Here is a 25,811-nt window from a genome sequence, read left to right on the forward strand (position 1 = left end):
CCTGGGACACCTGGGACGCCGGGAACGACGATGGCCGACTCCTCGGCCACGACCGCCTTCCGCGAGCGGATCGCGCGAGTCGACGCCGAGGCCGAGGCCCGGGCGGCCGAGCGCCAGCACGCCAAGGGCAAGAGCACCGCCAGGGAGCGCATCACCGCGCTCCTGGACGAGGACACCTTCCTCGAGATCGGCCGCTACACCGGGTCCGGCGCCGGGGAGAGGGCCCGCCCCTCGGGCGTGGTCACCGGCTTCGGGCAGATCGACGGACGTCAGATCGCCGTGTACTCCCAGGACTTCTCGGTCTCCGGCGGCGCGCTGGGCGCGGTCGAGGGGGACAAGATCGTCCGCCTGCTCGACGACGCCCTGCGCCTGCGCATCCCGGTGGTCGGCCTCATCGACTCCGGCGGCGCCAAGATCCAGGAGGGCGTGGGCGCGCTGCGCCAGTACGGCCGGATCTTCAACCGCACCTGCGCCGCATCGGGCCTCGTTCCCCAGATCAGCGTCATCCTGGGGCCCTGCGCGGGCGGTGCGGTCTACTCCCCGGCGCTGACGGACTTCGTCATCGCCACCCGGGAGGCCTCCCACATGTTCGTCACCGGCCCCGACGTCGTGCGCGCCGTGACCGGGGAGCGCATCAGCGCCGAGGACCTGGGCGGTGCCGACATCCACGGATCGGTCTCCGGCGTCGTCCACTATGTCGCCGAGGACGAGACCGACGCCCTGGGCCAGGTCCGCACCCTCCTGGCCTACCTGCCCTCCTCCTCGGAGCAGCCGGCCCCGTCCTACGTCTACGAGGAGGCCGACCGCGCCCAGGACGAGGCGACGGCGGCCGGCGTCGGGGCGCTCGTTCCCTCCTCGACCCGCCAGGCCTACGACGTCGCCGAGGTCGTGTCCTGCCTCGTCGACCACGGCGAGCTCGTCCAGGTCCAGGAGGACTTCGCCCCCAACGTCGTCATCGGCTTCGCCTGCTTCGAGGGCAGGCCCGTGGGCGTCGTGGCCAACCAGCCGCTCCACGACGCCGGCACCCTCGACGTCGACGCCTCGGAGAAGCTCGCCCGTTTCGTGCGCTTCTGCGACGCCTTCGGCCTGCCGGTGGTCACCTTCGTCGACGTCCCGGGCTACCGGCCCGGGGCCGAGCAGGAGCACGCCGGCATCATCCGCCGTGGAGCCAAGGTCATCAACGCCTACGCCACGGCCACGGTCCCGCTCGTCACCGTCGTCCTGCGCAAGGCCTACGGCGGGGCCTACATCGTCATGGGGTCCAAGGCCATCGGAGCCGACCTCAACTTCTGCTGGCCCGGCGCCGAGATCGCCGTGCTCGGTGCGGCCGGCGCGGTGGGCATCATCCACCGCCGCGACCTCAAGAAGGTCCGCGACGAGCAGGGTGAGGAGGCGGCCGCCGTCGAGCAGGAGCGCCTCGTCGAGGAGTACACCGCCTCGGTCATCAACCCCGACAAGGCCGTGGCGATCGGCGAGATCGACGCGGTCATCGCCCCTGAGGACACGCGCACCGTCATCGTCGACTCCCTGGCCGCCCTGGCCGACAAGCGCGACGCGCGGCGCCTTCCCTTCAAGAAGCACGACAACGGACCGCTGTGAGGACGCCCCCGTGACCGACCAGGACCCGTCCGTCCCCGCAGCCCCGAGCGCTGCCAGGACAGTACCCGACGCACCCGACGTACCCGACGCAACCGACGCAACCACTGAGGACCGCATGAGCACGCTGCCCACCACCCCGTCCACCAGCATCGCCGAGCGCATCGCCGCGGGCGAGCCCCACCTGCTCGCCTTCGGCGGGCAGGCAACGCCCTGGCGGGCCACCCTCGAGGAGCTCGTCGCCCTCAACCGCACCCTCGCGGCCGAGCTCGTCGGCGTCGACGCGGCCGTCGCCGACCGGCTCGCCCCGGTGGCCACCGAGCTGCTCACGATCTCCCCGCGCGGCTCACGCCTGCTCGACGACGAGGCCGCGCCGCTCGTGCCGGCCTCCGCCACGGGGGCCGACACCGCCGACGTCTCGGTGCCCGGGATCCTCGCGGCCCAGCACGCGGTGCTGGCCTCGCTGCCCGCCGCCGGCCTCAACCTCTACGCCACCGCCGAGGGCGCCCCGGCCATCGGCCACTCCCAGGGCGTCCTGGGCGTGGCGCTCCTGAGCGCCCTGCGCTCGGGCGAGCGGGAGCGGGCCGTCGACGTGCACGCCCTGGCCCGCCTCATCGGGGCCGCCGCGGCGCGCACGACCCGCCGCCTCGACCTGGGCACCGTGGGGGAGGCCACCCCGATGCTCTCCGTGCGCGGGGTGACCAGGCCGGTCCTCGACGCGGTGCTCGCCAAGGTCCCCGCCTCCGAGCGGATCGCCGTCGGGGTCGTCAACGGCAGGCAGGCCCACATCCTGTCGGGACGCCCGGCCGACCTGCTCACCGTCGTCGCGGCCCTCGAGGCCGCCGCACGTCGCAGCCAGGCCGACCGCAAGGAGCGTCGTCGCGGCGGGGCCGTGCTCGCCCCCGTCACCGAGTTCCTCACCACCTCGGTGCCCTTCCACACCCCGCTGCTGGCCGGCGCCGTCGAGGACGTCGTGACGTGGGCCGGGCGCTGCGGCCTGGACACCGACCAGGCCCGCGAGCTCGCCCAGGCCGTGCTCATCGACCCCGTCGACTGGCCGGGGCTGGTCACCGACGCCCTGGGCACGCAGATCCGCCTCGTGCTCGACCTGGGGCCGGGGACCGTCCTGACCCGCCTGACCGAGGCGGTCGTGGCCGGCACGGGCACGACGGTCGTGTCCGCCGGCACCGCCCGGAGCATCGACGACCTCGACCGACCCGGCGCCGCCCCCGAGCCGGCCGTCGACCGCGCCCGCTTCGCCCCCCGCCTCACCCGCCTGCCCGACGGGCGCCTCACCCTCGACACCGCCTTCACCCGCCTGACGGGACGCTCCGCGGTGCTCCTGGCGGGAATGACCCCCACGACCGTCGACCCCGAGATCGTGGCCGCGGCCGCCAACGCCGGCTACTGGGCCGAGCTCGCCGGCGGCGGCCAGACGACCGCCACCGTCCTGGCCGACAACCTCGCCGGGCTCGAGGCCGCCCTCGAGACGGGGCGCACCGCCGCGTTCAACGCCATGTTCATGGACCGCTACCTGTGGAACCTCCACCTGGGCACCCAGCGCCTGCTGTCCAAGGCGCGCGGGGCGGGGGCACCGGTCGACGGCGTCGTCATCTCCGCGGGCATCCCCGAGCTCGACGAGGCCCAGGGGCTCCTCGCCCGCCTGCACGCCGAGGGCTTCCCCTACGTGGCCTTCAAGCCCGGGACCGTCGACCAGATCCGCCAGGTCATCGCCATCGCCAAGGCCGTGCCCGACAGCCCCGTCATCATCCAGATCGAGGACGGCCACGCCGGGGGCCACCACTCGTGGGAGGACCTGGACGCCATGCTCCTGGCCACCTACGACGCGATCAGGGCGGTCGACAACCTCGTCCTGTGCGTCGGCGGCGGTATCGGCACCCCGCAGCGGGCGGCCGACTACCTCACCGGCCGCTGGGCGCTGGCCTACGGCACCGCCGCGGCCCCCGTCGACGGGGTCATGGTCGGAACCGCCGCCATGACCTGCCTGGAGGCCCGGACCAACGAGGACGTCAAGCAGCTCCTCGTCGACACCCCGGGACTCGACCCCGCCCACGAGGGCGGCTGGGTCGCCTCGGGCGCCTCCGTGGGCGGCATGACCTCGGGCCTGTCCCACCTGCGGGCCGACCTGTACGAGATCGACAACGCCTCGGCGCGCGCCTCGCGCCTCATCCAGGAGCTCGCCGGCGACGACAAGGCGATGACGGCGCGCCGCGAGGAGATGATCACCGCCCTGGCGGGCACCGCCAAGCCCTACTTCGGCGACGTCGAGGAGATGACCTACCTGGAGTGGGCGACCCGCTACGCACAGCTGTGCGTCGCCCCGCACGAGGGCCGCGCCGCCACCCGCGAGGACTGGAGCGACGAGGGCTGGTACGACCGCTTCCTCGACCTGCTCCACCGCGTCGAGGCCCGCCTCGACGAGGCCGACCGCGGCCAGGTCCCCACGCTCTTCGCCTCCGAGGACGACGTGCTCGACGCAGACGCCGCCCTGGCCGCCCTGGCCGAGCGCCACCCCCGGGCCGCCACGACCCGGGTCGAGCCGGTCGACGCCGCGTGGTTCGTCGACCTGTGCCGCAAGCACCCCAAGCCCGTGCCCTTCGTGCCGGTCCTGGACGCCGACATCCTGCGCTGGTGGGGCACCGACTCCCTGTGGCAGTCCCAGGACCCGCGCTACACCGCCGACCAGGTGCGGATCATCCCCGGCCCGGTGTCGGTGGCCGGCATCACGACGATCAACGAGCCCGTCGGCGAGCTCCTGGGCCGCTTCGAGGCCGCCACCGTCGAGGCCCTGACCGACTCGGGAGCCGAGGAGCACGCCGCCGCCGGGCGCCTGGGCACGACGTGGCTCCACGGCGCCCTGCCGGTGGCCGACGCCACCGAGCTCGTCCGATCCGCCCCGCACGTCCTGTGGAACGGGCACCTGACCGTCAACCCGGCCCGTGTCCTGGCCGACGACGCCTACACCGTCGTGGCCCGCCCGGACGTGGCCGAGGACGCCTACGACCTCGACATCCGCCTCGACACCCACTGGGACGAGGTGCCCGGAGGGGAGTCGATCCACGCGGTGCGCCGCCTTGTCGTCCCGCTGCGCCTGGCGCGTGCCTGGGACGGGGCCGCCCCGCTGGTCGACCCCGAGCGCATCTCCGAGACGATGAACGACCTGCTGCGCTCGACCGCAGGCGTCGGGGCGGTGTCGATCACCGGTGACCTCGTCGAGCACCTGCCCGAGGTCGTGGCCGCCGTACCCGGTGCCACCGACGCCCGGGGGGACGCGGTCACCCAGCCCTTCGGCACCGTCCACGCCCGCTTCACCCTGGCCGACACCCTCGGGCACGACCACGCGGCGGTCACCGCCGACGCCCTGCCCACGAGCCTGTCGGCCGCGCCGCTGGTCCCCGACGCCCTGCTCGGCCCGTGCTGGCCGGTCGTCTACGCCGCCCTGGGCTCGGTCGTCGAGGAGGGCATGCCCCTCATCGAGGGCCTGCTCGGTGCCGTCCACCTCGACCACACCATCGACCTGCACCGCTCCCTGGCCGAGCTGGTCGCCACCGCCGGCCCGGACCTGACCGTCCAGGTCGACGGGTGGGTGGCCGCCCTCGAGGAGTCGAGCGCCGGGCGGGTGGTCGACGTGCGCCTCGAGCTGACCGACACCTCGGACGGCTCGGTCATCGCCCTCATGCGTGAGCGCTTCGCCATCCGCGGGCGCGCCTCGGGCACCGCCGTCCCCTCGGCGCCCGAGCTCGCCGGCGGCACCGGCCGCGCCACCGCCCCGGCCGCGCGGCGCCTCCTGCGGCGCGTGACCGTCACCGCCCCGGCGGACATGACCGCCTTCGCCCGGGTCACCGGCGACTTCAACCCCATCCACACGAGCTACCACGCCGCGAAGGTCGCGGGCATGGAGGCCCCGCTGGTCCACGGCATGTGGCTGTCGGCCACCGCCCAGCAGGTGGCCGCCTCGACGGCCGCCGACGGCACCCGCAACGTGCTCGCCGGCTGGACCTACGTCATGCTCGGCACCGTCGAGCTCGGTGACCGCGTCGAGGTCTCCGTCGAGCGCACCGGCCTCGTGGTCGGCGGCGGCCTCGTGCTCGAGGTGACCTGCCGCATCGGTGACGAGGTCGTCTCGCGGGGCACCGCCGTCACTGAGCCCGAGCCCACCGCCTACATCTTCCCCGGCCAGGGCATCCAGGCCCAGGGCATGGGCCTGGACGAGATGCGCTCGTCGAAGGCGGCCCGCCAGGTCTGGGAGCGGGCCGACGCCCACACCCGTGCCGAGCTCGGCTTCTCGGTCATCGCCCTCGTGCGCGACAACCCCACCGAGATGACCGCCAGGGGCGTCACCTACCGGCACCCCGAGGGGCTGCTCAACCTCACCCAGTTCACCCAGGTCGCCCTGGCCACGGTCGCCATGGCGACGGTGGCGCGGCTGGCCGAGGCAGGCGCCCTCGTGGAGAACGCCGCCTTCGCCGGCCACTCGCTGGGGGAGTACACGGCGCTGAGCGCCTACGGCCGGGTCATGCCGGTGGAGACGACGATCTCCATCGTCTTCCAGCGCGGCTCGACCATGCACTCCCTGGTCCCGCGTGACGAGACCGGTGCCTCGAACTACCGCATGGGCGCCCTGCGCCCCAACATGGCGGGCATCAAGGCCGCCGACGTCGAGGCCTACGTGCGCGGTATCGCCGAGTCCACCGGCGAGTTCCTCCAGATCGTCAACTACAACCTCGCCGGCGTCCAGTACGCCGTGGCGGGCACGATCAAGGGCCTGGACGCCCTGGCCGCGGACGCCCGCGCCAAGGCGGCCGCACGCGGTGCGAAGAACCCCTTCATGTTCGTCCCCGGGATCGACGTGCCCTTCCACTCCGAGGTCCTGCGCCCCGGCGTGGCGGAGTTCCGCGAGCGTCTCGAGGCCCTCGTGCCCACCGACCTCGACGTCGATCGCCTGACCGGCCGCTACGTGCCCAACCTCGTGGCCCGGCCCTTCGCCCTGACCGAGGACTTCGCCCGCTCGATCCTCGAGGTCGTGCCCTCCGAGCCGGTCCGCGAGGTGCTTGACAGCTTCGAGGACTGGGCGGCCCGCCCCGTGGACCTGGGAAGGCGCCTGCTCGTTGAGCTCCTCGCCTGGCAGTTCGCCTCCCCGGTGCGCTGGATCGAGACCCAGGACGTCCTGCTGTCCAGCCCCGCCGAGGGCGGACTGGGTGTCGAGCACGTCGTCGAGGTCGGGCTGGCGGCCTCGCCGACCCTGGCCAACCTCGCCTCCCGCACGCTCATGCTCCCGCAGCACTCCTCGCGGCACGTCACGGTGCACAACGCCCGGCGCGACGAGGCGCGCGTCCTGGCCACCGACACCGACCCCGCCGTCGAGCTCGACGAGGAGGCCTTCGAGCTGCCCGCCTCCTCGGGCCAGGAGACCCCCGCGGCGCAGGAGGCTCCCGCCGCCGAGCAGGCGGCACCGGCTGAGGCCGCCTCCCCTGCACCGGCTCCGAGCACGGCGGCTCCCTCCGGGCCGGTCGAGGACCTGCCCTTCGGGGCCACCGACGCCCTGACGGTGCTCCTGGCTCACGCCGCGCGCATCCGCCCCGAGCAGATCGGCGCGACCGACACGACCGAGACGCTCACCAACGGCGTGTCCTCGCGGCGTAATCAGCTGCTCATGGACATGGGCACCGAGCTCCAGCTCGCCTCGATCGACGGTGCGGCCGACGCCGACATGACCGCCCTGTCGGCCACCGTGGCCAAGGGAGCGCCGGGCTACAAGGCCTTCGGTCCGGTGCTCACCGACGCGATCCGCACCGGCCTGGGCCGCATCCTGGGACCCTCGGGGGTGCGCGCCACCCGGGTGGCCGAGCGGGTCAACGGCACCTGGGCCCTGGGCGACGGCTGGGTCTCCCACGTGACCGCCGCCCTGTTCCTGGGCACCCGCGAGGGCGCCTCCATGCGGGGCGAGGACCTCGCCTCGCTGGGGACCTCGGCGCCGCTGGCCAACGCGGCCGCCGTCGACGCCCTCATCGACAAGGCCGTCCAGGAGGTGGCCTCGGCCCACTCCGTCACCGTGTCCAAGCCCAGTGCCGGCGGTGCGGGCGGGGCTGTGGTCGACTCCGCCGCCCTGGACGCCTTCGCCCAGACCGTCACCGGTCAGGACGGCGTGCTGGCCACGACCGCCCGCACCATCCTCGAGGCCCTCGGCCTGTCCGAGCGCCTGACGGTCCCGGCCGACGCCGACGACGAGGCGGCCGCGGCCCGCGCCGCCGTCGAGGCCGTCAACGCCGAGCTCGGCTCGGGATGGGTGTCCTCGGTGACCCCCTCCTTCAGCCCGGAGCGCGCCGTCCTCATCGACGACCGCTGGGCCACCGCCCGGGAGGACCTGGCCCGGCTGGGCAACGGTGAGACCGACCTGGAGGAGGCCGGCTCCCTGCTCGCCCCGGAGCGCTTCACCGGACTGGGTGCGGCGGTCGCCGACCAGGCGTCGTGGTGGGCCCGCCAGCTGGGCGCCTCCCAGGCGCCCGACGCCCCCGAGCGCGCCGCGGTCGCCGCGGCCATCGCCCAGGCGGCCGCGCAGGCGCCCGTCGCGGGTGCCGGCTGCGTGCGCTGGGCCGACCAGGTCGCCGTCGTCACCGGAGTGGCCCCCGGCTCGATCGCCGCGGCCGTCGTCGGTGACCTGCTCGCCGGCGGGGCCACCGTCGTGGCCACGAGCTCGCGCCTGAGCCACGAGCGCCTGGCCTTCGCCACCCGGCTCTACCGCGAGCACGCCTCAGCGGGGGCGCGCCTGTGGATCGTGCCGGCCAACCTGGCCTCCTACCGCGACGTCGACGCCCTGGCCGAGTGGATCGGCACCGACCAGGTCATCACCGCCGGCGGCAAGACGACCCTCGTCAAGGAGGCCCTCGTCCCCACGCTCCTGTTCCCCTTCGCCGCCCCCCGGGTGGCGGGCACCCTGGCTGACGCCGGCCCCGAGGCCGAGTCCCAGACCCGCCTCCTGCTGTGGAGCGTGGAGCGCACGATCGCCGCCCTGTCGGCGATCGGGACCGACACCCACGTCGACCACCGGCTCCACGTCGTCCTGCCCGGGTCGCCCAACCGGGGGACCTTCGGCGGCGACGGCGCCTACGGCGAGGTCAAGTCCGCGCTGGACGCCGTGGTCAACCGCTGGAGCTCGGAGAAGGCCTGGTCCTCCAGGGTCACCCTGGCCCACCCCCGTATCGGCTGGGTCCGCGGTACCGGCCTCATGGGCGGCAACGACCCGCTCGTGGCGGCCGTCGAGGCCGCCGGCGTGCGCACCTGGGCCACCGAGGAGATCGCCGCAGAGCTGCTGGCCCTGTGCACCTCCCAGGTGCGTACCGAGGCCGCCCAGCGCCCCGTCCTGGCCGACCTGACCGGCGGGCTGGGCGAGGACGTCGACCTCGTCGCCCTGCGTGAGAGCGCCGCCGCCTCCGTGGCGCCCGAGCAGGAGGAGCCCGCCCAGGCCCCGGCGCTCATCAAGGCCCTGCCCACGCCCTCGGTCCCCACCCAGCCCACCGCCCCCGAGTGGGGCGAGGTGGACGTCGACCTCGACGAGGTCATCGTCGTGGTCTCCTCCGGGGAGGTCTCGACCTGGGGGTCGGGCCGTACCCGCCGCGAGGCCGAGCTCGGCATGACCAGCGGTGACGACGTCGAGCTGACCGCCGCGGGCGTGCTCGAGCTCGCCTGGGGCATGGGCCTGCTCACCTGGCAGGACAGCCCCTCGGCCGGCTGGTACGACACCGACGGCGAGCTCGTCGAGGAGTCCGACATCCTCGAGCGCTACCGTGACGAGGTCGTGGCACGCTGCGGCATCCGCGAGTTCGTCGACGACGGGGTCATCGCCCCCGTGGCCCCCGAGGAGGTCTCGGTCTACCTCGACCGTGACATCACCCTGACGGTGGCCGACGAGGCGACCGCCCGCACGATCGAGGCGACCGACCCCGAGCACACCCTCGTCGCCCCCGACGAGGCGACGGGGGAGTGGACGGTGACCCGCCTGGCCGGCGCGCTGGCCCGGGTGCCGCGCCGCGCCGCCCTGTCGCGCACCGTCGGCGGCCAGTTCCCCGTGGACTTCGACCCGCAGCGCTGGGGCATCCCCGCCTCGATGACCGAGGGCATGGACACGATCGCCGCGTGGAACCTCGTGACCGCCGTCGACGCCTTCCTGTCGGCCGGCTTCACCCCCGCCGAGCTGCTCACGGCCGTCCACCCCGCGGACGTGGCCTGCACCCAGGGAACGGGCTTTGGCGGCATGGAGTCGATGCGCAAGATGTTCGTCGGCCGGTTCCTCGGTGAGGAGCGTCCGAGCGACATCCTCCAGGAGGCGCTGCCCAACGTCGTGGCCGCCCACGTCATGCAGTCCTACGTCGGTGGGTACGGCTCGATGGTCCAGCCCGTCAGCGCCTGCGCCACCGCCGCGGTCTCCATCGAGGAGGGCTGGGACAAGATCGCCCTGGGCAAGGCCGACGTCGTCGTGGCCGGTGCCATCGACGACATCTCCATCGAGTCGGTCGTCGGCTTCGGCAACATGAACGCCACCGCCGAGGCGGCCGCCATGTACGCCAAGGGCATCTCCGCCCGCCACTTCTCCCGGGCCAACGACCGTCGCCGCGGCGGCTTCGTCGAGGCCGAGGGCGGGGGCACGGTCATCCTGGCCCGCGGCTCCGTGGCCGCCGAGCTGGGCCTGCCGGTGGCCGGGGTGCTGGGCTTCGTCTCCTCCTACGCCGACGGCGCCCACACCTCGATCCCCGCCCCCGGTCTGGGCGCGCTGGGCGCGGGCCGCGGAGGCAAGGACTCGCGCCTGGCCAGGTCCCTGGCCCGCCTGGGCGTCGAGGCCGACGACATCGCCGTGGTCTCCAAGCACGACACCTCGACCAACGCCAACGACCCCAACGAGTCCGAGCTCCACACCCGGCTGGCCCGGGCGCTGGGCCGCTCCGAGGGCAACCCGCTGGTGGCCGTGTCCCAGAAGACCATCACCGGTCACGCCAAGGGTGGTGCCGCCCTGTTCCAGGTCGCGGGTCTCACCGAGATCCTCGCCACCGGCGTGGCCCCGGGCAACGCCAGCCTCGACGTCGTCGACGCCCCCCTGGAGCGCGACGCCTTCTGGGTGTGGCCGCGCACGCCGATCCGCCTGACCGGCCGCGGCGGAGCCGACGGCCGTGTGCCGGGTGCGGGTCCGGTGCGTGCCGGGCTGCTCACCTCACTGGGCTTCGGCCACGTCTCGGGCCTGGTGGCGATCGTCCACCCCGGTGCCTTCGAGGCCGCCCTGCGCAAGGCCGGCGGCCAGGAGGCCGTCGACGCCTGGCTGGCCTCGGCCAACCGGCGGCTGGCTGCCGGGACCCGGCGCCGCCGGGCCGGCATGATCGGCCGCGCACCGCTGTTCGAGACGGTCGAGGGCCGTCGTCTGGGCGAGGAGACCAAGCACCGCGACCCCCACGAGGTCGAGGCGGCCATGCTCCTGGACCCCGAGGCGCGTCTGGGCTCAGACGGCGTCTACCACACCGGTGAGAAGGACACCGAGGAGGACTGAGCGCCCGCCGGGCACCTGCCCGGCCCTGTCCCGGCCACCTCCACGCCTGTGCGGCGGCCCCCGAGAGGGGGTCGCCGCACAGGCGCGTGTCCCGGTTGCCACGGGGCGATACGGGCGACGAAGTGGACTGGAGGTCAGCGAAGGATGAGCGCCAGGCCGCGGTGAAGCTTGCGGGCGATCTCCTGCTGCTCGGTCTCAGGGGCGTTGAGGTAGTCGATCGTCAGGCCGTTGACGAGGGCGGTGACCAGTCGTGCCGCCGTAGCGGGCGTCATGCCCGGCACGAGGCGCCCGGCGTCGTGAGCCGAGGCGAGGGCCGTCTCGAGCCGGGTGCGGAACAGCACGAGGGCGGACCAGTACAGCTCGGCGAGCCAGGGCCGGGTCGAGGCGGCCGCCCCGTAGACCACCCAGAGCGCCGCGTCCTCCCGGCGCGTACCCCCGGTGGGCAAGAGCTCGCTGAGGGACTGGTGCATGGACTCCAGCGGGCTACCGGCCCGTGGCAGGGCCCGGATGCGCTCCTCCTGCCGCTGGACCGAGCGGACGAATGCGTTGGTCAGAAGGTCCTGACGCGTCCGCGCGTGGTACTGGACGGTGCCGGGCGCGAGGCGGGACTGCGTCGCGACGGTGCGCACGCTGACCCGGTCGAAGCCGTCCCGCGCGATGACGGTGATCGTCGCGTCCGCGATCACGGTCCCCGTGGCGGACAAGCGCTTCGTCAAAGACGAGACGGGACCGGGTACCGACATAGCAGGCTCCTGACGTGCTGGACGCCCACAGGATACGCGTCGTACAGTCGTATGACAGTGGGCTGGCGCACCGACGGAAGGAACGGCAGTGGGAGATCTTCTCGCCCTCGGTGGCCTTGCACTCCTGGACTCCACGAGCCTGGGTACGCTGGTCATCCCGCTCGGACTCGTCGTCCGGCGCCGCCGCGTCGACCCGGGACCGATGAGCGTCTACTTCATGACCGTGTGCGCCGTGTACTTCGCGCTCGGCGTGGCGCTGCTCGCAGGGATCGACGTGCTCGCTGAGATCATCCTGCCGATGACCCGCACCGACGCCTTCCGCTGGGTGGGCCTGGTCCTGGGAGTGGGCCTGGCTCTGTTCGGGATCCTCGCCCCCGGGCCCAAGAAGCCGGACCCGGCCGGTCCCCGACCGGCCGCGAGCCGTCCGGCACCCGTTGGACTCGGCGCGACCATCGCGCTGGGCCTGAGCGCCGCCCTGACCGAGGCGGCCACGATGGTGCCCTACATCGCCGCGACCGGGATCATAGCCGGGATGGACACCGGATGGGTCGGACGGACGGTCGTGCTGGCCGGCTACTGCCTCGTCATGGTGGCACCGGCAGGTCTTCTCATCGGCGTCGCGGCGCTGCGCGGCGACCGCTTCTTCGGCCGCCTGGAGAGGATCATCCCCAGGCTCGAGTATGAGGCGAAGGTGACGCTGCTGTGGATCGCCGCCATCGTCGGCCTGCACATGGCCGCGACGAACGCTGTCGCCTTGGGGCTGATCGGTGGGCGATGACGCCTCGGAGCGTCGCGATGCGGAGCCATGAGGTGCGCTAGGGCCTCCGCCACTGGCGGGGTGGCCCGGTCCCGAGCACTCACGTCGCCCGGTCTGACCAGCGGGTTGTCCGGGCTTGGCACGCCAGGCGGGTGGTGCGAGACACTGGGACCATGACCCAGCCCAGCCCGCCGGTGGTTCCGGTGCCGCCCGAGGTCGTGGGCGTGCTCGGCGTCGGCGTCGACCTCGTCGACGTCCCCTCCCTGGCCGACCAGCTCGACACCCCGGGCACGGTCTTCGCCGAGCGGGCCTTCACCCCCCGCGAGCGCCGTGAGGCGCGCCGGCGCTCGCAGTCCAAGGGATCCCGGGAGGCCGAGCACCTGGCTGCGCGCTGGGCCGCCAAGGAGGCCTTCGTCAAGGCCTGGTCCCAGGCGGTGGGCGCGGCCTCAGGAGGCGCCGGCCCGCCGGTGCTCGTAGAGGTCGACTGGCAGGAGGTCGAGCTCGTCACCGACCGCTGGGGCAGGCCGGCTCTGCGGCTGGCGGGCGCCGTCGCCGCAGCCGTCGAGGCGACCCTGGGGCCGGGCGGAACCGACCCGGCCAGGTGGCCGGTGTCCGTGAGCCACGACGGCGACTACGCGGTCGCGCTCGTCATATGCTCCGCACGCGCCACGCCCCGCAACCCACCCGCAACGGAGGAGCTCATGAACCCCCAGGCCACACCGAGGACCGGCTCGACGCAGACGGAGGCCGAGTCCCTCCTCAGGCGCGTGCCCACCGACCTGTTCCTGGCCGGCAGGTTCCGCCCGGCGGCCAGCGGGAGGCGCCTGGCAGTGGTCGACCCGGCCACCGGCCGCGATCTGACCGAGGTCGCGGACGCCGGGCCTGCCGACGCCGCTGCCGCCCTCGAGGCGGCACAGGCCGTCCAGGAGGCCTGGCGTGCCGCACCGGCGCGTCAGCGCGGCGACGTCCTGCGCCGGGCCTTCGACCTGGTGACCACCACCTACGCCGAGGACCTCGCCTGGCTCATGACCCTGGAGATGGGCAAGCCCCTCGACCAGTCCCGCGGGGAGGTCGCCTACGGCGCGGAGTTCCTGCGCTGGTTCTCCGAGGAGGCGGTGCGTGTGCGCGGGGACGCCTACGCCCTGCCCGAGGGTCACCTGCGGGCGGTCGTCCTGCGCCGGCCGGTGGGGCCCTGCCTGCTCGTCACGCCGTGGAACTTCCCCCTGGCCATGGCCACCCGCAAGATCGCTCCGGCTCTGGCGGCCGGGTGCACGGCCGTCCTCAAGCCCTCCGAGCTCACCCCCCTGACCGCCCTGCTCCTGGCGCGCGTCATGGCCGAGGCCGGCCTGCCCGAGGGTGTCCTGTCGGTGCTGCCCACGAGCTCGAGCCCTCAGCTGGTCGCCGGGCTCATGGCCGACCGGCGCCTGCGCAAGCTGTCCTTCACCGGCTCGACCGCCGTCGGCTCGGCGCTGCTGGCCCAGGCCGCCGACGGGGTGCTGCGCACCTCGATGGAGCTGGGCGGGCACGCCCCCTTCATCGTCTTCGACGACGCCGACCTCGACCTCGCCGTGGAGGCGGCGGTGACGACGAAGCTGCGCAACATGGGGCAGGCGTGCAACGCCGCCGACCACATCCTCGTCCACCGCCGCGTCCACGACGCCTTCGTCGAGGCGCTGAGCCACAAGATGGCCGCCCAGCGCGTGGGCCCCGGAACCGTCGAGGGCGTCGACGTCGGCCCCCTCATCAGCGCCGCCCACCGCGACAAGGTGGCCGGCCTGGTCGACGGCGCCCTCACGAGGGGCGCCACCACCGTCGTCGGCGGCCGGGTGCCCGAGGGCGAGGGGTTCTTCTACCCGCCCACCGTCCTGACCGGCCTGGACCCCGAGGCCCCGATCCTCCGGCAGGAGGTCTTCGGCCCGGTGGCGCCCGTCATCGCCTTCGAGGAGGAGGACGAGCTGCTCAGGCGCGTGGGCTCGGACCCCATGGGCCTGGCCGGCTACCTCCACACCCGCGACATGGAGCGCGCCATGCGCTTGGCCGAGCGTCTCGAGGTCGGCATGCTCGGCGTCAACTCCGCGACGATCTCCAACCCTGCCGCCCCCTTCGGCGGGGTCAAGCGCTCGGGCCTGGGCCGCGAGGGCGGCCGGGAGGGCATCGAGGAGTACCTCGAGACCGTCTACGTGGGGCTGCCGGCGCCCGGCTCCGCCCGACCCCTGTGACCTGTGACCCAGTGCGGTAGGGTCGGCGCATGAAGAAGCTCATCAACTCAGCCGACACCGTCGTCCCCGACGCCCTGGCCGGCATGGCAGCGGCCCACCCCGGCGTCCTGTCGGTCGACCTCGACCAGCGCGTCGTCTACCGCGCCGTCCCCAAGGAGCAGGGCCGCGTGGCTATCGTCTCGGGCGGCGGCAGCGGCCACGAGCCCCTCCACGGCGGCTTCGTGGGCGCGGGCATGCTCGACGCCGCCTGCGCCGGGGAGATCTTCACCTCCCCGGTGCCCGACCAGATCGCGGCGGCCACGACGGCCGTGGACCGGGGCGCCGGCGTGCTGCACATCGTGAAGAACTACACCGGCGACATCATGAACTTCGAGATGGCCGCCGAGCTCGTGGCCGCCGAGTCCGGCACGCAGGTCGCCACGGTGGTCACCGCCGACGACGTCGCGGTCGAGGACTCCCTGTACACCGCCGGCCGGCGCGGGGTGGGCGTGACCCTCATCGTCGAGAAGATCGCCGGGGCCGCCGCCGAGGAGGGGCGCTCCCTGGCCGAGGTCGCCGCCGTGGCCGAGCGGGTCAGTCGCGCGGGACGGTCGATGGGCATGGCCCTGACCTCCTGCACGGTGCCGGCCAACGGCAGGCCCTCCTTCGACCTGCCCGAGGACGAGATGGAGATCGGCATCGGCATCCACGGCGAGCCCGGGCGCCACCGCGAGCCCGTGGCCTCGGCCGCGGGGATCGCCGCGCGCCTGGTCGAGCCGGTGCTGGCCGAGCTGCCCGAGGGCGAGGACCACGGCGTCATCGTGCTGCTCAACGGCATGGGCGCCAGCCCTCTCATCGAGCTCTACGTCGTCTACGCCGAGGTGGCCCGCCTCCTCCAGGCCGCCGGCGTCACGGTCGAGCGCAGCCTCGTGGGCAGCTACGTGACGAGCCTGGACATGGCGGGCTGCTCCCTGACCCTCGTGCGCGCCGACGCCGAGATGCTGCGGCTGTGGGACGCCCCGGTGTCCACCCCGGCCCTGCGCTGGGGGGTGTGACGATGACGACGAGCCCCATGACGGTGCTTGACGCCGAGCGCGCCCGAGCCTGGCTCGGGCGCGCCGACGAGCTCATCTCCCTGCACGCCGAGGAGCTGACCGCGCTCGACGCGGCCATCGGCGACGCCGACCACGGAGCCAACATGGCACGAGGCATGGCTGCTGCCGTCGCCGCCGTCGCCGCCCTCGGCCAGGAGGAGGCCCAGACCCCCGCGGCGGTCCTCAAGCCCGCCGCCCTGGCCCTGGTCTCCAAGGTCGGCGGCGCCTCGGGGCCCCTGTACGGAACCTTCTTCCTCAGGGCAGCAGGCAGCTGCGGGCAGCTGCCCGAGCTCGGAGCCGGTGCGATCGCCGAGGCCGTAGAGGCCGGGATCGGCGGCATCGTCCAGCGGGGCAGGGCCCAGGCCGGGGAGAAGACGATGCTTGACGCCTGGTACCCGGCGCTCGAGGCGCTGCGGGCCCACGACGAGCCGGCCGCCGCAGCCAGGGCGGCCGCGAGCGCGGCGGCGGTCGGCCGCGACGCCACCGCCGCGATGCGGGCCACCAAGGGGCGCGCCTCCTACCTCGGGGAGCGCTCCGTCGGCCACGTCGACCCCGGGGCGGCCTCGACGGCGCTCATCGTCCAGGCGCTGGCCGACGTCCTCGACCCCGAGACCACCTCGGCCCCCGAGGCGGACAGGTCATGACCGCGGGCGTCGCGGTTGTCGCGATCGTCGTGGTCAGCCACTCGCGTGCTCTCGCACAGGCGGCGGTCGACCTGGCCACCGGCCTGGTCACGGGGCTCGACGTCGTCGTCGAGGTCGCCGCGGGCCTGGAGGACGGCGCGCTGGGCACCGACACCGGGCAGATCCTCGCCGCCATCGAGACAGCCGCCCGGGCCCCGGGCGGCAAGGACGGCGTCCTGGTCCTGGCCGACCTCGGCAGCTCGATCATGAGCGCCGAGACCGCCCTGGAGCTCGCCGACCCCGAGCTGGCCGCGCGCACCCGCCTCAGCCCGGCGCCCCTGGTCGAGGGGCTGGTCGGCGCCTACGTCGCCGCGGGGATCGGCAGGTCCCTCGAGGAGGTCGCCGCCGAGGCGGCCAGCGCCCCGGAGGCCAAGCGCAGGCAGATGAGCAGCTGAGGCGGTCGAGGCGGTCAGCCTCGTGACCAGGCTCCCTCAGCGCCAGCCGGGGGCCGGTCTCACCGGGAGCCGTCGGCGGGCGGGGAGGTCAGGGCACGGTCGAGGTAGTCCTCAAGGGACTGTGGGCCACGCCCCAGGACCTCCTCGACGGCGCCCGAGACCCCGGACTGCTCGCCGTCGCGGACGGCCGTGTAGGTCGAGACCCAGGCGTCGTACTCCCACTGCTCGGCCGGCCAGGCCCGGCGCGTGGCGTAGGCCTCCTCGAGGGTCTGGTCGACGTAGGGGACCGGTCGGCCCAGCCGGCGGGACACGGCACGGGTGATGTCCTCCATGGACAGGTCCTCGGGCCCGGTGAGGTCGAGGACCCGTCCCCGCCACCGGCCCGGGTCCGACAGCACCGCCGCGGCCACCTCGGCGACGTCGGCGCGCGTGACGGTGCTGCACACCCCCTGACCCGCCGGACCGCGGATCTCGCCGCCCTGGGTGCACAGGTCGACGAAGAAGTCCGTGTAGAAGTTGTCCCTCAGGATCGTGACCTCCATGCCTGAGGCGGCGAGCGCCTCCTCGGTCAGGGCGTGGTCCCGCGAGAGCGTGAAGACGGCCTCGGTGCTCGCGCCGTAGAAGGAGGTGTAGACGACGTGCTCGACCCCGGCTGCCCGTGCGGCGCTGATGAGGCCGCGGTGCTCCTCGACCCGCGAGGGCGACTCGTGGGCCGAGACCATGAGCAGGGTGCGCACCCCCTCCAGGACGGCCCGCACCCGGGGGGTATCTGAGTAGGTGATCGGCAGCGCGCAGGAACCCGGCACTCGGGGCGCCGCCTGGGGCCTGCGGGCCAGCAGCCGCAGGGGCGTGCCCGCCTCGGCCAGGCGCCGGGCCACCGTGCCACCGAGGTAGCCGGTCACCCCGGTCAGGGCGAGGGCCGGGGCGTGAGCAGGAGCGGGGGAGGCCGGGCCCGGGCTCGCTGGGTCGGCTGAGTCGGCTGGGTTGACTGGGTGGTCCGGGCTGGCTGCGCTCACCGTCCCAGCCTACGTCTCGCCTCCTGGCCCCCGGCGCGCCCGCCCGGCCTCGGCTCCCGTCTCAGCCGCCAGTACCGCCAGCCTCGTCGGGGACGGCCCCGAGTAGGGTGGGTGCCCCCACCCTTTCCCTCACCCTGGGAGGCACCATGACAGACACCGCGTTCCAGACCATCGCCATGCTCGTCTACTTCCTGGGCATGGTGGCCATCGGCTGGTGGGCCTACGGCCGCAACAACTCCCTGGACGACTACATGCTCGCCGACCGCGCCCTGGGCCCGGCGGTCACCGCGCTGTCGGCGGGGGCCGCCGACATGTCGGGCTGGCTTCTCATGGGCCTGCCGGGAGCCCTGTACGCCTCGGGCCTCGTGGAGTCCTGGATCGCCGTGGGCCTGACCGTCGGCGCCTGGCTCAACTGGAGGTACGTCGCGCCCAGGCTGCGCAGCTACACGGAGGTCGCGCGCAACTCCATCACGATCCCCAGCTTCCTGGACAACCGCCTCCACGACTCCAGCCACCTCCTGCGCTGGGCCTCGGGCCTCATCATCCTCGTGTTCTTCACCTTCTACGTCTCCTCGGGGATGGTGGCCGGAGGCGTGTTCTTCGAGTCCTCCTTCGGCATGGACTACCGCGCGGGGATGGTCCTGGTCGCCGCGGTCACGGTGCTCTACACCCTGGTCGGCGGGTTCCTCGCGGTGTCCTACACCGACTTCGTCCAGGGACTCATGATGGTCGCCGCCCTCGTGGCGGTTCCCGTCGTCGGCGTCATCCACCTCGGTGGGGTGGGCGCCACCGTCGAGGCCGTCAACGCCGTCGACCCGGGCTACTGGGCGCTGCTGGGATCGTCGACCTCGCTCATCGGCGTCGTCAGCTCGCTGGCCTGGGGCCTGGGCTACTTCGGACAGCCCCACATCATCGTGCGCTTCATGGCCATCCGCTCCCCGCGCGAGACGGTCGCCGGGCGCCGCATCGGCATCGGCTGGATGCTCTTCGCCGTGGCCGGGGCGGCCGCCACCGCGATCGTCGGCGTGGCAGCCTACGGGCGCGACCGCGCCGTCCTGGCCGACGAGGAGACGGTCTTCATCTCCCTGGGGCAGATGCTCTTCCACCCGCTCGTCGCGGGCTTCATGCTCGCCGCGATCCTGGCGGCCATCATGTCGACCGTCTCCAGCCAGCTGCTCGTCACCTCCTCGGCGCTGATCGAGGACCTCCTCACCCAGCTGCCCGTGGCCAAGAACGCCTCCTCCAGGCGCCTGGTCCTGTACTCCCGCCTGGCCGTGCTGGCAGTCTCGATCGTGGCCGCAGCCATGGCCTGGGAGAAGAACGGCACGATCCTGGCTCTCGTGGCCTTCGCCTGGGCGGGCTTCGGGGCGTCCTTCGGCCCCACCGTCCTGCTGTCCCTGTACTGGCGGCGCCTGACCGCCCCCGGTGCGGTGGCCGGCATGGTCACCGGCGCGCTGCTCGTCATGGTCTGGGGCAACCTCGACGGCGGGGTGTTCGACCTCTACGAGATCCTCCCCGGTTTCCTGGGCAACCTCCTCGTCGCCTGCGCGGTCTCCTGCCTGACCCGGCCCGCCCCGCAGGTCGCCGAGGAGTTCGACGCCGCCGTCGCCGCCGTCGCCGAGTCCGCCAGGGCCTGAGGACCCTCAGCCCAGCGACACGCGCCTGCGGGCGTTGCCGAACCCGCCCGGGTCGGCCGGGTCGAGGACGCCGGGCAGGCCCAGCCCGCACCCCTGGCAGCGCCCCCGGCCGTCGAGGCGGTAGGCGCTCACGGTGTAGCCGTGGCGCTCGACGACCGGCGTCCCGCACCCCGGGCACGAGGTCGTCGACCCCGTCCCGGGGGGCACGTTGCCCAGGTAGACGAAGCGCAGGCCGGCCTCCAGCGCGCTGGCCCTGGCCCGCTCGAGCACCGAGAGCGCCGTGGGCGGCCGGTCGCGCATGCGGTGGGCGGGGTGGAAGGCCGTCAGGTGCAGGGGCGTGTCCTCCCCGAGCTCCCGGGCGACCCAGGAGGCCAGGGCGCCCACCTCCTGCGGGGAGTCGTTGAGTCCGGGGACGAGCAGGGTGGTCAGCTCCAGCCACGTCGTCGTAGCCGCCCGCAGGTCCACCAAGGTGGCCAGGACGTCGCGCAGACGTGCTCCGGTCAGCCGCCGGTAGAATTCCTCGGTGAAGGCCTTGAGGTCGATGTTGGCGGCGTCGACCGCGCCGAAGAGCTCGCGGCCCGGCTCCCGACACACCCAGGCCACCGACACGGCGTAGGCCTCCAGGCCCAGGTCGTGGCAGGCCGAGGCGATGTCGATGGCGTACTCGGCGAAGACCACGGGGTCGTTGTAGGTCAGGGCCACCCCCCGGGCCCCCAGCCCTCGGGCCAGTGCCGCGACCTGCGCGACAGGTGCCTGCTCGGAGAGCACCTCCGTGCGGCGCGCCGTCGAGATCTCCCAGTTCTGGCAGAACCTGCACGCCAGGTTGCACCCCGCCGTGCCCAGGGACAGCACCGAGGAGCCCGGGTGGACGTGGTAGAGAGGCTTCTTCTCCACCGGGTCCAGGCACAGTCCCGTGGACCGGCCGTAGGCGGTCAGCACGATCCGGTCCTGGGAGCGCCGACGCACGAAGCAGAAGCCGTGCTGCCCCTCGCGCAGACGGCAGTGACGCGGGCACAGGTCGCACTGGAGGCGGCCGTCGTCCACCGGGTGCCACCAGCGCGCCGGCGCGCCGTGGTCCGGGCTCATGGTCGGGTCCAGGCCCGCACCCTGTAGGTCTGGATCACCAGGCCCTCGTGCCAGAAGTCCTCGGGGAGCCCCGCCTTGCGCTTGAGCCTGGCCAGGAAGACCGCGGGGTCGCCCAGCTCCTCCCACACCTGGGGCAGGAAGGTGGCGCGGCGCCCTCCCAGGCTGAGGATCACCCCGTCGACGCCCGGACGCAGGCGCGCGCGCACCTCGGCCTCCTCGGAGGCCTCGACCGTCTCGGGCGCGGAGAGCACCGAGACCTCCAGGCTCACGGACCCCAGCTCCTCGGGACCCACCGGCTCGAAACGAGGATCACCGGTGGCTGCCAGGACCGCGTTGGCCACGACGTCCTCGCCCAGGGGACGGTGAGCGGTCACCGAGCCGATGCAGCCGCGCAGGCGCCCGTCCTTGCGCAGGGTGACGAAGGAGGCACCCGGCCTGGTCAGCCAGGGCAGCTCGCCTGGTACGGCCTCAAGGGGCGGCGGGTCGACGCCGACGGCCTGCGCGATCGCCCGCTGGGCCAGGTCGAGCAGCACCTCGCCGTCCCAGGCCTCCGGCTCGTGCACCGGGTCGGCGGCCCGACCCTGGCCCGCCCCGGCGGGCTCGTGCAGTGCCACGGCGCAGTAGCCCACGACCCGCTCGGGCGAGCCGGCCGTGTCCGCCGAGGTGCACCGGTCCAGCAGCTCGGCACTCATCGAGCGGGCCGCCGCCACCTCGAGCATCCCGTTGAGGGGCGTCGCCCCACAGGCCTGCGAGTGGCTCACCTGCGCCCGCAGCCCCAGCACCTGCGCGACCGTGGACTCATCGAGGGCCACCGCCTCGTCCTGGGGCAGGTAGTGCGACAGGTCGGTGGAGATGACGACGACGGTCTCGGGCCCGCCCCACAGCGCGTCAATGACCTGCGCGACCTGCGTCCCCGTGGCCCGCCCCACGGCCAGGGGCACGACCCTCACCTGGCCCAGGACGACCTGGATGAAGGGGAGCTGGACCTCCAGGGAGTGCTCCATGGCGTGGGCCCGGCGCGAGACGACGACCTGATCGAGCGCCTCGATGCGGCTGCCGGCACGCGCATCGACCTCGAGCTCGCCCAGCGGGGTGGCCAGGAGCTCGTCCTCGGGCAGCGCCAGCCCCTCGACCGCCGCCCGGTGCGCCGGACCGAGCAGCACGACCCGCTCGACCTGTCCGCGGCCGGGCTCGAGACGGGCGTAGGCGCGCGCCGCGGTCTGCCCGGAGTAGACGTAGCCGGCGTGGGGGACGATAACCGCCTTGGGCATGGGCCCCCGGGCGTCGGGCAGGCTGCGGCGGGCACGGTCCAGGAGCTCGTCGAGCACGCCGGACAGGACGGTGCGGTCCGCGGGGTAGAAGCTCCCCGCGACCGCGGGGCGACGGACGGATCCCATGATCAACTCCGATCATCTGCCTAGACCTGCCTCCAGGGTAGACGCCCTCGCGCCCCGGCGGGCCCTGTCGGGTTTGTCTTCCCCGCGTGCCGGGGCTAGGGTCAGGGCAGCAACGTGCTCCGGGGTCGGTGAAAGTCCGAGCCGGCGGTGACAGTCCGCGACCCGGGTCTCCTCCCCGCAGGGGTGGCGTCCCGGCTGAGCTGGTGGAACTCCAGCACCGACGGTGAGAGTCCGGATGGGAGGAGGCACGAGGCGTCTGACGCACGCGTCATCGCACCCCGTCCAGGGGCGTGAGCCCGTGCGTCGGCGCGCGGGCTCACGCCCTCACCCCGGACGCGCCCCGGGGCGACGGCCCCCGGGGGACCGAGAGGATGAGCGCCCGTGCCCAGCCCCGACACCGCCCGCGCGCGTCTGCGGCCGAGCCCGGCGCTCGTCCTGGGGGCGGTGCTCGTGCTGGTCTGGTGGGCGGTGACCGCCTCGGGCACGATCGAGCCCGTCTTCCTGCCCAACCCCCTCGAGGTCCTGCGCCGCCTGTGGCTGAGCGCTACCCGGGGCGACCTCCTGGCCTACACGTGGGTGACCCTGCGCGAGTCCCTCCTGGGCAGCCTCGCAGCCGGGGTGCTGTCGCTGCCCCTGGCCTGGGCGCTGGCGCGCTCGCGGACCTTCTCCCGGGCGGTCCTGCCCTATGTCGCCGCCCTCCAGGCCGTTCCCGCGGTGGCCGTCGCGCCCCTGCTTGTCGTGTGGATCGGCTACGGCACCGTGCCCACGGTGACGCTGTGCGTCCTCATGGTCTTCTTCCCCATCACGGTCACCGTCCTCCTGGGCCTTAGGGGCCTGGACTCCGACGTCATCGACGCCGCCAGGCTCGACGGCGCCCACGGCGCCTCGATGATCCTGTACGTCGAGCTGCCCATGGCGCTGCCGGCGATCCTGTCGGGCCTGCGCACCGGCTTCACCCTGTCGGTGACCGGCGCGGTCATCGGGGAGATGACGATGGGCGGTCAGGGCCTGGGCATGGTCCTGGCCTCCCAGCGCCAGGCGGTCGACACCACCGGTCTGTTCGCCACGATCGTCGTCCTGTGCGTCATGGCCACGACGATCCACTGGATCCTCCACGAGCTCGAGCGGCGCAGCCGCGTCGTGGACTCCGTGCGCGGACGCCGCGCCACCTGAAGCACCTGGCACGCGCCTGCCACCAACGACCCCTGACCCGACCCGCACCGAGAGGACCTTCCCGTGACCAGAGCAACCCGCCTGCCCCGACTGACCCGCCGTACCCTCCTGACCTCGCTGCTCTTGGCCGGCGCCGGCGTGAGCGCAGCAGCGTGCTCCTCGGGCACCGGGGCACAGTCCCGTGCGAGCGCCGGCGCCGGGGGAGTGGTCATCGGGATGACCTACACCCCCAACGTGCAGTTCGCCCCCTTCTACATGGCCCTCGACGAGGGCCGCTACGCCTCGGGCGTGAGCCTGCGCCACCACGGGGAGCAGGAGGGGCAGTTCGACGCCCTCCTGGCCGGCACCGAGCAGATCGTCGTCGCCGGCGGCGACGAGGCGATCGTGGCCGCGTCCAACGGCAACGACCTGGTTGTCATCGGCGGCTACTACCAGCGCTACCCCGGCTGCGTCATCGTGCCCGAGGCCTCGGACATCACCGCTCTGGCCGACCTCAAGGGCCGCTCGATCGGCACGCCGGGACGCACGGGGGAGACCTGGTTCTCCCTGCTCGTGGCCCTGTCCACCGCCGGACTGACCGAGCAGGACGTCACCATCGAGGAGATCGGGTACACCCAGCAGGCGGCGCTCGCCGGGGGCAAGGTCGAGGCGATCGTCGGCTTCTCCAACAACGACGCGGTCCAGCTCGCCCAGAACGGCACCCCGGTCAGGACCCTCGAGATCGGCCAGGACGTCCCGCTGCTCGGGGCCTCGCTCGTGACGACCTCGACGCTGCTGGCCGAGCGTCGTGAGGAGCTGGCCGACGCCGTCGTGGCCTCCGCGCAGGGCATGGCGGCCTTCGTGGCCGACCCCGACGCCGCCGTCGAGGCCAGCGCGCAGTACGTCCCCGACCTCGTCGACCCCACCCAGGCGGCGCACGCCCGTGAGGTCGCCGTGGCCACCGCGGAGCTCGTGGCGCCCACGAGCCAGAGCCTCATCGGCTCGGTGACCGTCGATCAGGTGAGCCGGACCATCGACTTCCTGGCCGCCCAGCAGCTCCTCGGGCCCACCGGGCTCAGTGCCGAGACCGTCTGCGACCCGCTGCTCGACGCCTGAGCGAGCCTGAGGGCCGGCCTCCGGTCAGGTCACGGGGCTGACACGGAGCAGACACAGGGCAGACACAGGGCTGATCAGGCCGCTCGGGCGGCGCCTCACAGCCGGCAGGCCAGGAGGGAGGACACGAGGATGGCGCGGGCGCCGACCTCGTAGAGCTCGTCCATGACCCGGTTGATGTCCTTGCGGGGCACCATCGCCCGCACCGCGACCCAGTCCGGGTTCTGCAACGGGGAGACCGTGGGCGACTCGATGCCGGGGGTCAGGGCCGTGGCCCGCTCCAGCCGGTCGACAGGCACGTCGTAGTCGACCAGGACGTAGGAGCGAGCCCTCAGGACGCCCTCGAGACGGCGCACGAGGGTGCTCAGGCCCGGCTCGTCGCGGTGGCGCTCGGTGGTGATGAGCACCGCCTCGCTCGACAGGAGCGGCTCGCCGAAGGTCTCCAGCCCCGCGGCGCGCAGCGTCGTGCCCGTCTCGACGACGTCGGCGATGAGGTCGGCCACACCGAGCTGGACGGAGGACTCCACGGCCCCGTCGAGGTGGACGGTCTGTGCCTCGACGCCCCGCTGGGCCAGGAAGGCCCGCACGAGGACGTCGTAGGAGGTCGCCACCCGCCTGCCGGTGATGTCCTCCAGGGAGGTCATCGTCCCCACGGGGGCGGCGAAGCGGAAGGTCGAGCGGGCGAATCCCAGGGGAAGGTGCTCCACGGCGCTGACACCGGAGTCCAGAAGGAGGTCGCGTCCGGTGATCCCCGCGTGGACCGTGCCCTGCCCCACGTAGACCGCGATGTCGCGCGGCCGTAGGAAGAAGAACTCGACCCTGTTGGCCTCGTCGACCAGGACGAGCTCGCGTCCGGTGCGCCGGGTGCGGTACCCGGCCTCCTTGAGCATGGTGGTGGCGGGCTCGGACAGGGAGCCCTTGTTGGGCACGGCGATGCGCAGCACTGTGGTCCTGACTGTGTGGGAGGTGGTGGTGGGGCTCCAGGCCGACGGAGACCTCGAGTGCCCGGGGCTCAGAGGTGTGCGTAGACGTCCTCGAGGCTGTAGCCCTTGGCGAGCATCATGACCTGGACGTGGTAGAGCAGCTGGCTCAGCTCCTCGCAGGCCGCCTCGTCGGACTCGTGCTCGCAGGCCATCCACGCCTCAGCGGCCTCCTCGACAAGCTTCTTGCCGATGAAGTGCACCCCGCGGTCGAGCTCGGCGACCGTCCCCGACCCGGCGGGGCGGCTGGCCGCCTTGTCCTGCAGCTCGGCGAAAAGGTCCTCGAAGGTCTTCACGGGCACAGGGTAATGCCTCCCGCCGGTGCCTCCCGAGCACGTCTCAGCGGTCGGGGCGGCAGGCGAGCACCGATCCGGCCGGACACGAAACACCACCCTCGATGTGCTCGAATGT

The 25,811-nt window shown here is 73.7% G+C and carries 16 protein-coding genes and 1 riboswitch; of the genes, 10 read left to right on the plus strand and 6 right to left on the minus strand.

Going from position 1 to position 25,811, the window contains the following annotated elements; genetic code table 11:
• The first annotated feature begins 30 nt into the window (after positions 1-30).
• Positions 31-1,599, plus strand: coding sequence for an acyl-CoA carboxylase subunit beta (locus EL245_RS01700; RefSeq protein WP_126381501.1), 1,569 nt, complete (start codon positions 31-33; stop codon positions 1,597-1,599).
• Between the two features lie 115 nt (positions 1,600-1,714).
• The gene (locus EL245_RS01705) at positions 1,715-11,149 is read left to right on the plus strand and encodes a type I polyketide synthase (protein WP_126381503.1); all 9,435 of its coding nucleotides are present in this window, start codon (positions 1,715-1,717) and stop codon (positions 11,147-11,149) included.
• A gap of 134 nt (positions 11,150-11,283) precedes the next feature.
• On the opposite strand, the gene EL245_RS01710 is transcribed toward EL245_RS01705, so the two are convergent.
• Positions 11,284-11,892, minus strand: coding sequence for a TetR/AcrR family transcriptional regulator (locus tag EL245_RS01710; RefSeq protein ID WP_126381505.1), 609 nt, complete (start codon positions 11,890-11,892; stop codon positions 11,284-11,286).
• 88 nt (positions 11,893-11,980) lie between these two features.
• Between EL245_RS01710 and EL245_RS01715 the strand changes: the two genes are divergently transcribed.
• The 5 genes from EL245_RS01715 to dhaM all read left to right on the plus strand — a co-directional run bounded on the left by EL245_RS01715 (position 11,981) and on the right by dhaM (position 17,019).
• Positions 11,981-12,670 carry a GAP family protein gene (locus tag EL245_RS01715; protein ID WP_126381507.1) on the plus strand — a complete coding sequence of 230 codons (690 nt, stop codon included), beginning with the start codon at positions 11,981-11,983 and terminating at the stop codon, positions 12,668-12,670.
• Positions 12,671-12,822: 152 nt separating this feature from the next.
• The gene (acpS, locus tag EL245_RS01720; protein WP_126381509.1) at positions 12,823-14,868 is read left to right on the plus strand and encodes a holo-ACP synthase AcpS; all 2,046 of its coding nucleotides are present in this window, start codon (positions 12,823-12,825) and stop codon (positions 14,866-14,868) included.
• A gap of 29 nt (positions 14,869-14,897) precedes the next feature.
• Positions 14,898-15,902: a dihydroxyacetone kinase subunit DhaK gene (gene dhaK / locus EL245_RS01725; RefSeq protein ID WP_126381511.1), complete on the plus strand. Its 1,005-nt coding sequence runs from the start codon at positions 14,898-14,900 to the stop codon at positions 15,900-15,902.
• 2 nt (positions 15,903-15,904) lie between these two features.
• Entirely contained in the window at positions 15,905-16,585 is a 681-nt protein-coding gene (dhaL, locus tag EL245_RS01730) for a dihydroxyacetone kinase subunit DhaL (RefSeq protein ID WP_126381513.1), read from the plus strand.
• Positions 16,582-17,019 carry a dihydroxyacetone kinase phosphoryl donor subunit DhaM gene (gene dhaM / locus EL245_RS01735; protein WP_126381515.1) on the plus strand — a complete coding sequence of 146 codons (438 nt, stop codon included), beginning with the start codon at positions 16,582-16,584 and terminating at the stop codon, positions 17,017-17,019. The genes dhaL and dhaM overlap by 4 nt, the downstream gene beginning before the upstream one ends.
• A 59-nt stretch (positions 17,020-17,078) precedes the next feature.
• Here the strand turns inward: dhaM and EL245_RS01740 are convergent, their stop codons facing one another.
• Positions 17,079-18,035: an NAD(P)H-binding protein gene (locus EL245_RS01740; protein WP_126381517.1), complete on the minus strand. Its 957-nt coding sequence runs from the start codon at positions 18,033-18,035 to the stop codon at positions 17,079-17,081.
• Between the two features lie 146 nt (positions 18,036-18,181).
• Between EL245_RS01740 and putP the strand changes: the two genes are divergently transcribed.
• Complete coding sequence (gene putP, locus EL245_RS01745) at positions 18,182-19,672, plus strand: sodium/proline symporter PutP (protein WP_126381519.1); 1,491 nt, start codon at positions 18,182-18,184, stop codon at positions 19,670-19,672.
• A gap of 6 nt (positions 19,673-19,678) precedes the next feature.
• On the opposite strand, the gene amrS is transcribed toward putP, so the two are convergent.
• Both amrS and amrB read right to left on the minus strand, forming a co-directional pair.
• Complete coding sequence (gene amrS, locus EL245_RS01750; RefSeq protein WP_126381521.1) at positions 19,679-20,758, minus strand: AmmeMemoRadiSam system radical SAM enzyme; 1,080 nt, start codon at positions 20,756-20,758, stop codon at positions 19,679-19,681.
• Positions 20,755-22,155 (minus strand): AmmeMemoRadiSam system protein B, encoded by a 1,401-nt coding sequence (gene amrB, locus EL245_RS13520; protein ID WP_126381523.1) that lies wholly within the window; start codon positions 22,153-22,155, stop codon positions 20,755-20,757. Before amrB ends, amrS begins: the two co-directional genes overlap by 4 nt.
• Before the next feature lie 111 nt (positions 22,156-22,266).
• A riboswitch (FMN riboswitch) is annotated at positions 22,267-22,407 on the plus strand.
• 129 nt (positions 22,408-22,536) lie between these two features.
• Between amrB and EL245_RS01760 the strand changes: the two genes are divergently transcribed.
• Both EL245_RS01760 and EL245_RS01765 read left to right on the plus strand, forming a co-directional pair.
• Positions 22,537-23,328: an ABC transporter permease gene (locus EL245_RS01760; RefSeq protein WP_126381525.1), complete on the plus strand. Its 792-nt coding sequence runs from the start codon at positions 22,537-22,539 to the stop codon at positions 23,326-23,328.
• Between the two features lie 63 nt (positions 23,329-23,391).
• A complete protein-coding gene (locus EL245_RS01765) occupies positions 23,392-24,423 on the plus strand; it encodes an ABC transporter substrate-binding protein (protein WP_408608378.1) in 1,032 nt (343 codons plus the stop codon).
• Between the two features lie 95 nt (positions 24,424-24,518).
• Here the strand turns inward: EL245_RS01765 and hisG are convergent, their stop codons facing one another.
• Entirely contained in the window at positions 24,519-25,364 is an 846-nt protein-coding gene (gene hisG, locus EL245_RS01770; RefSeq protein ID WP_126381527.1) for an ATP phosphoribosyltransferase, read from the minus strand.
• A gap of 68 nt (positions 25,365-25,432) precedes the next feature.
• Positions 25,433-25,696, minus strand: coding sequence for a phosphoribosyl-ATP diphosphatase (locus EL245_RS01775; RefSeq protein ID WP_126381530.1), 264 nt, complete (start codon positions 25,694-25,696; stop codon positions 25,433-25,435).
• Positions 25,697-25,811 lie beyond the last annotated feature (115 nt).

Origin of the sequence: Actinomyces howellii, assembly GCF_900637165.1 — a bacterium.
GTDB classification, from domain to species: domain Bacteria; phylum Actinomycetota; class Actinomycetes; order Actinomycetales; family Actinomycetaceae; genus Actinomyces; species Actinomyces howellii.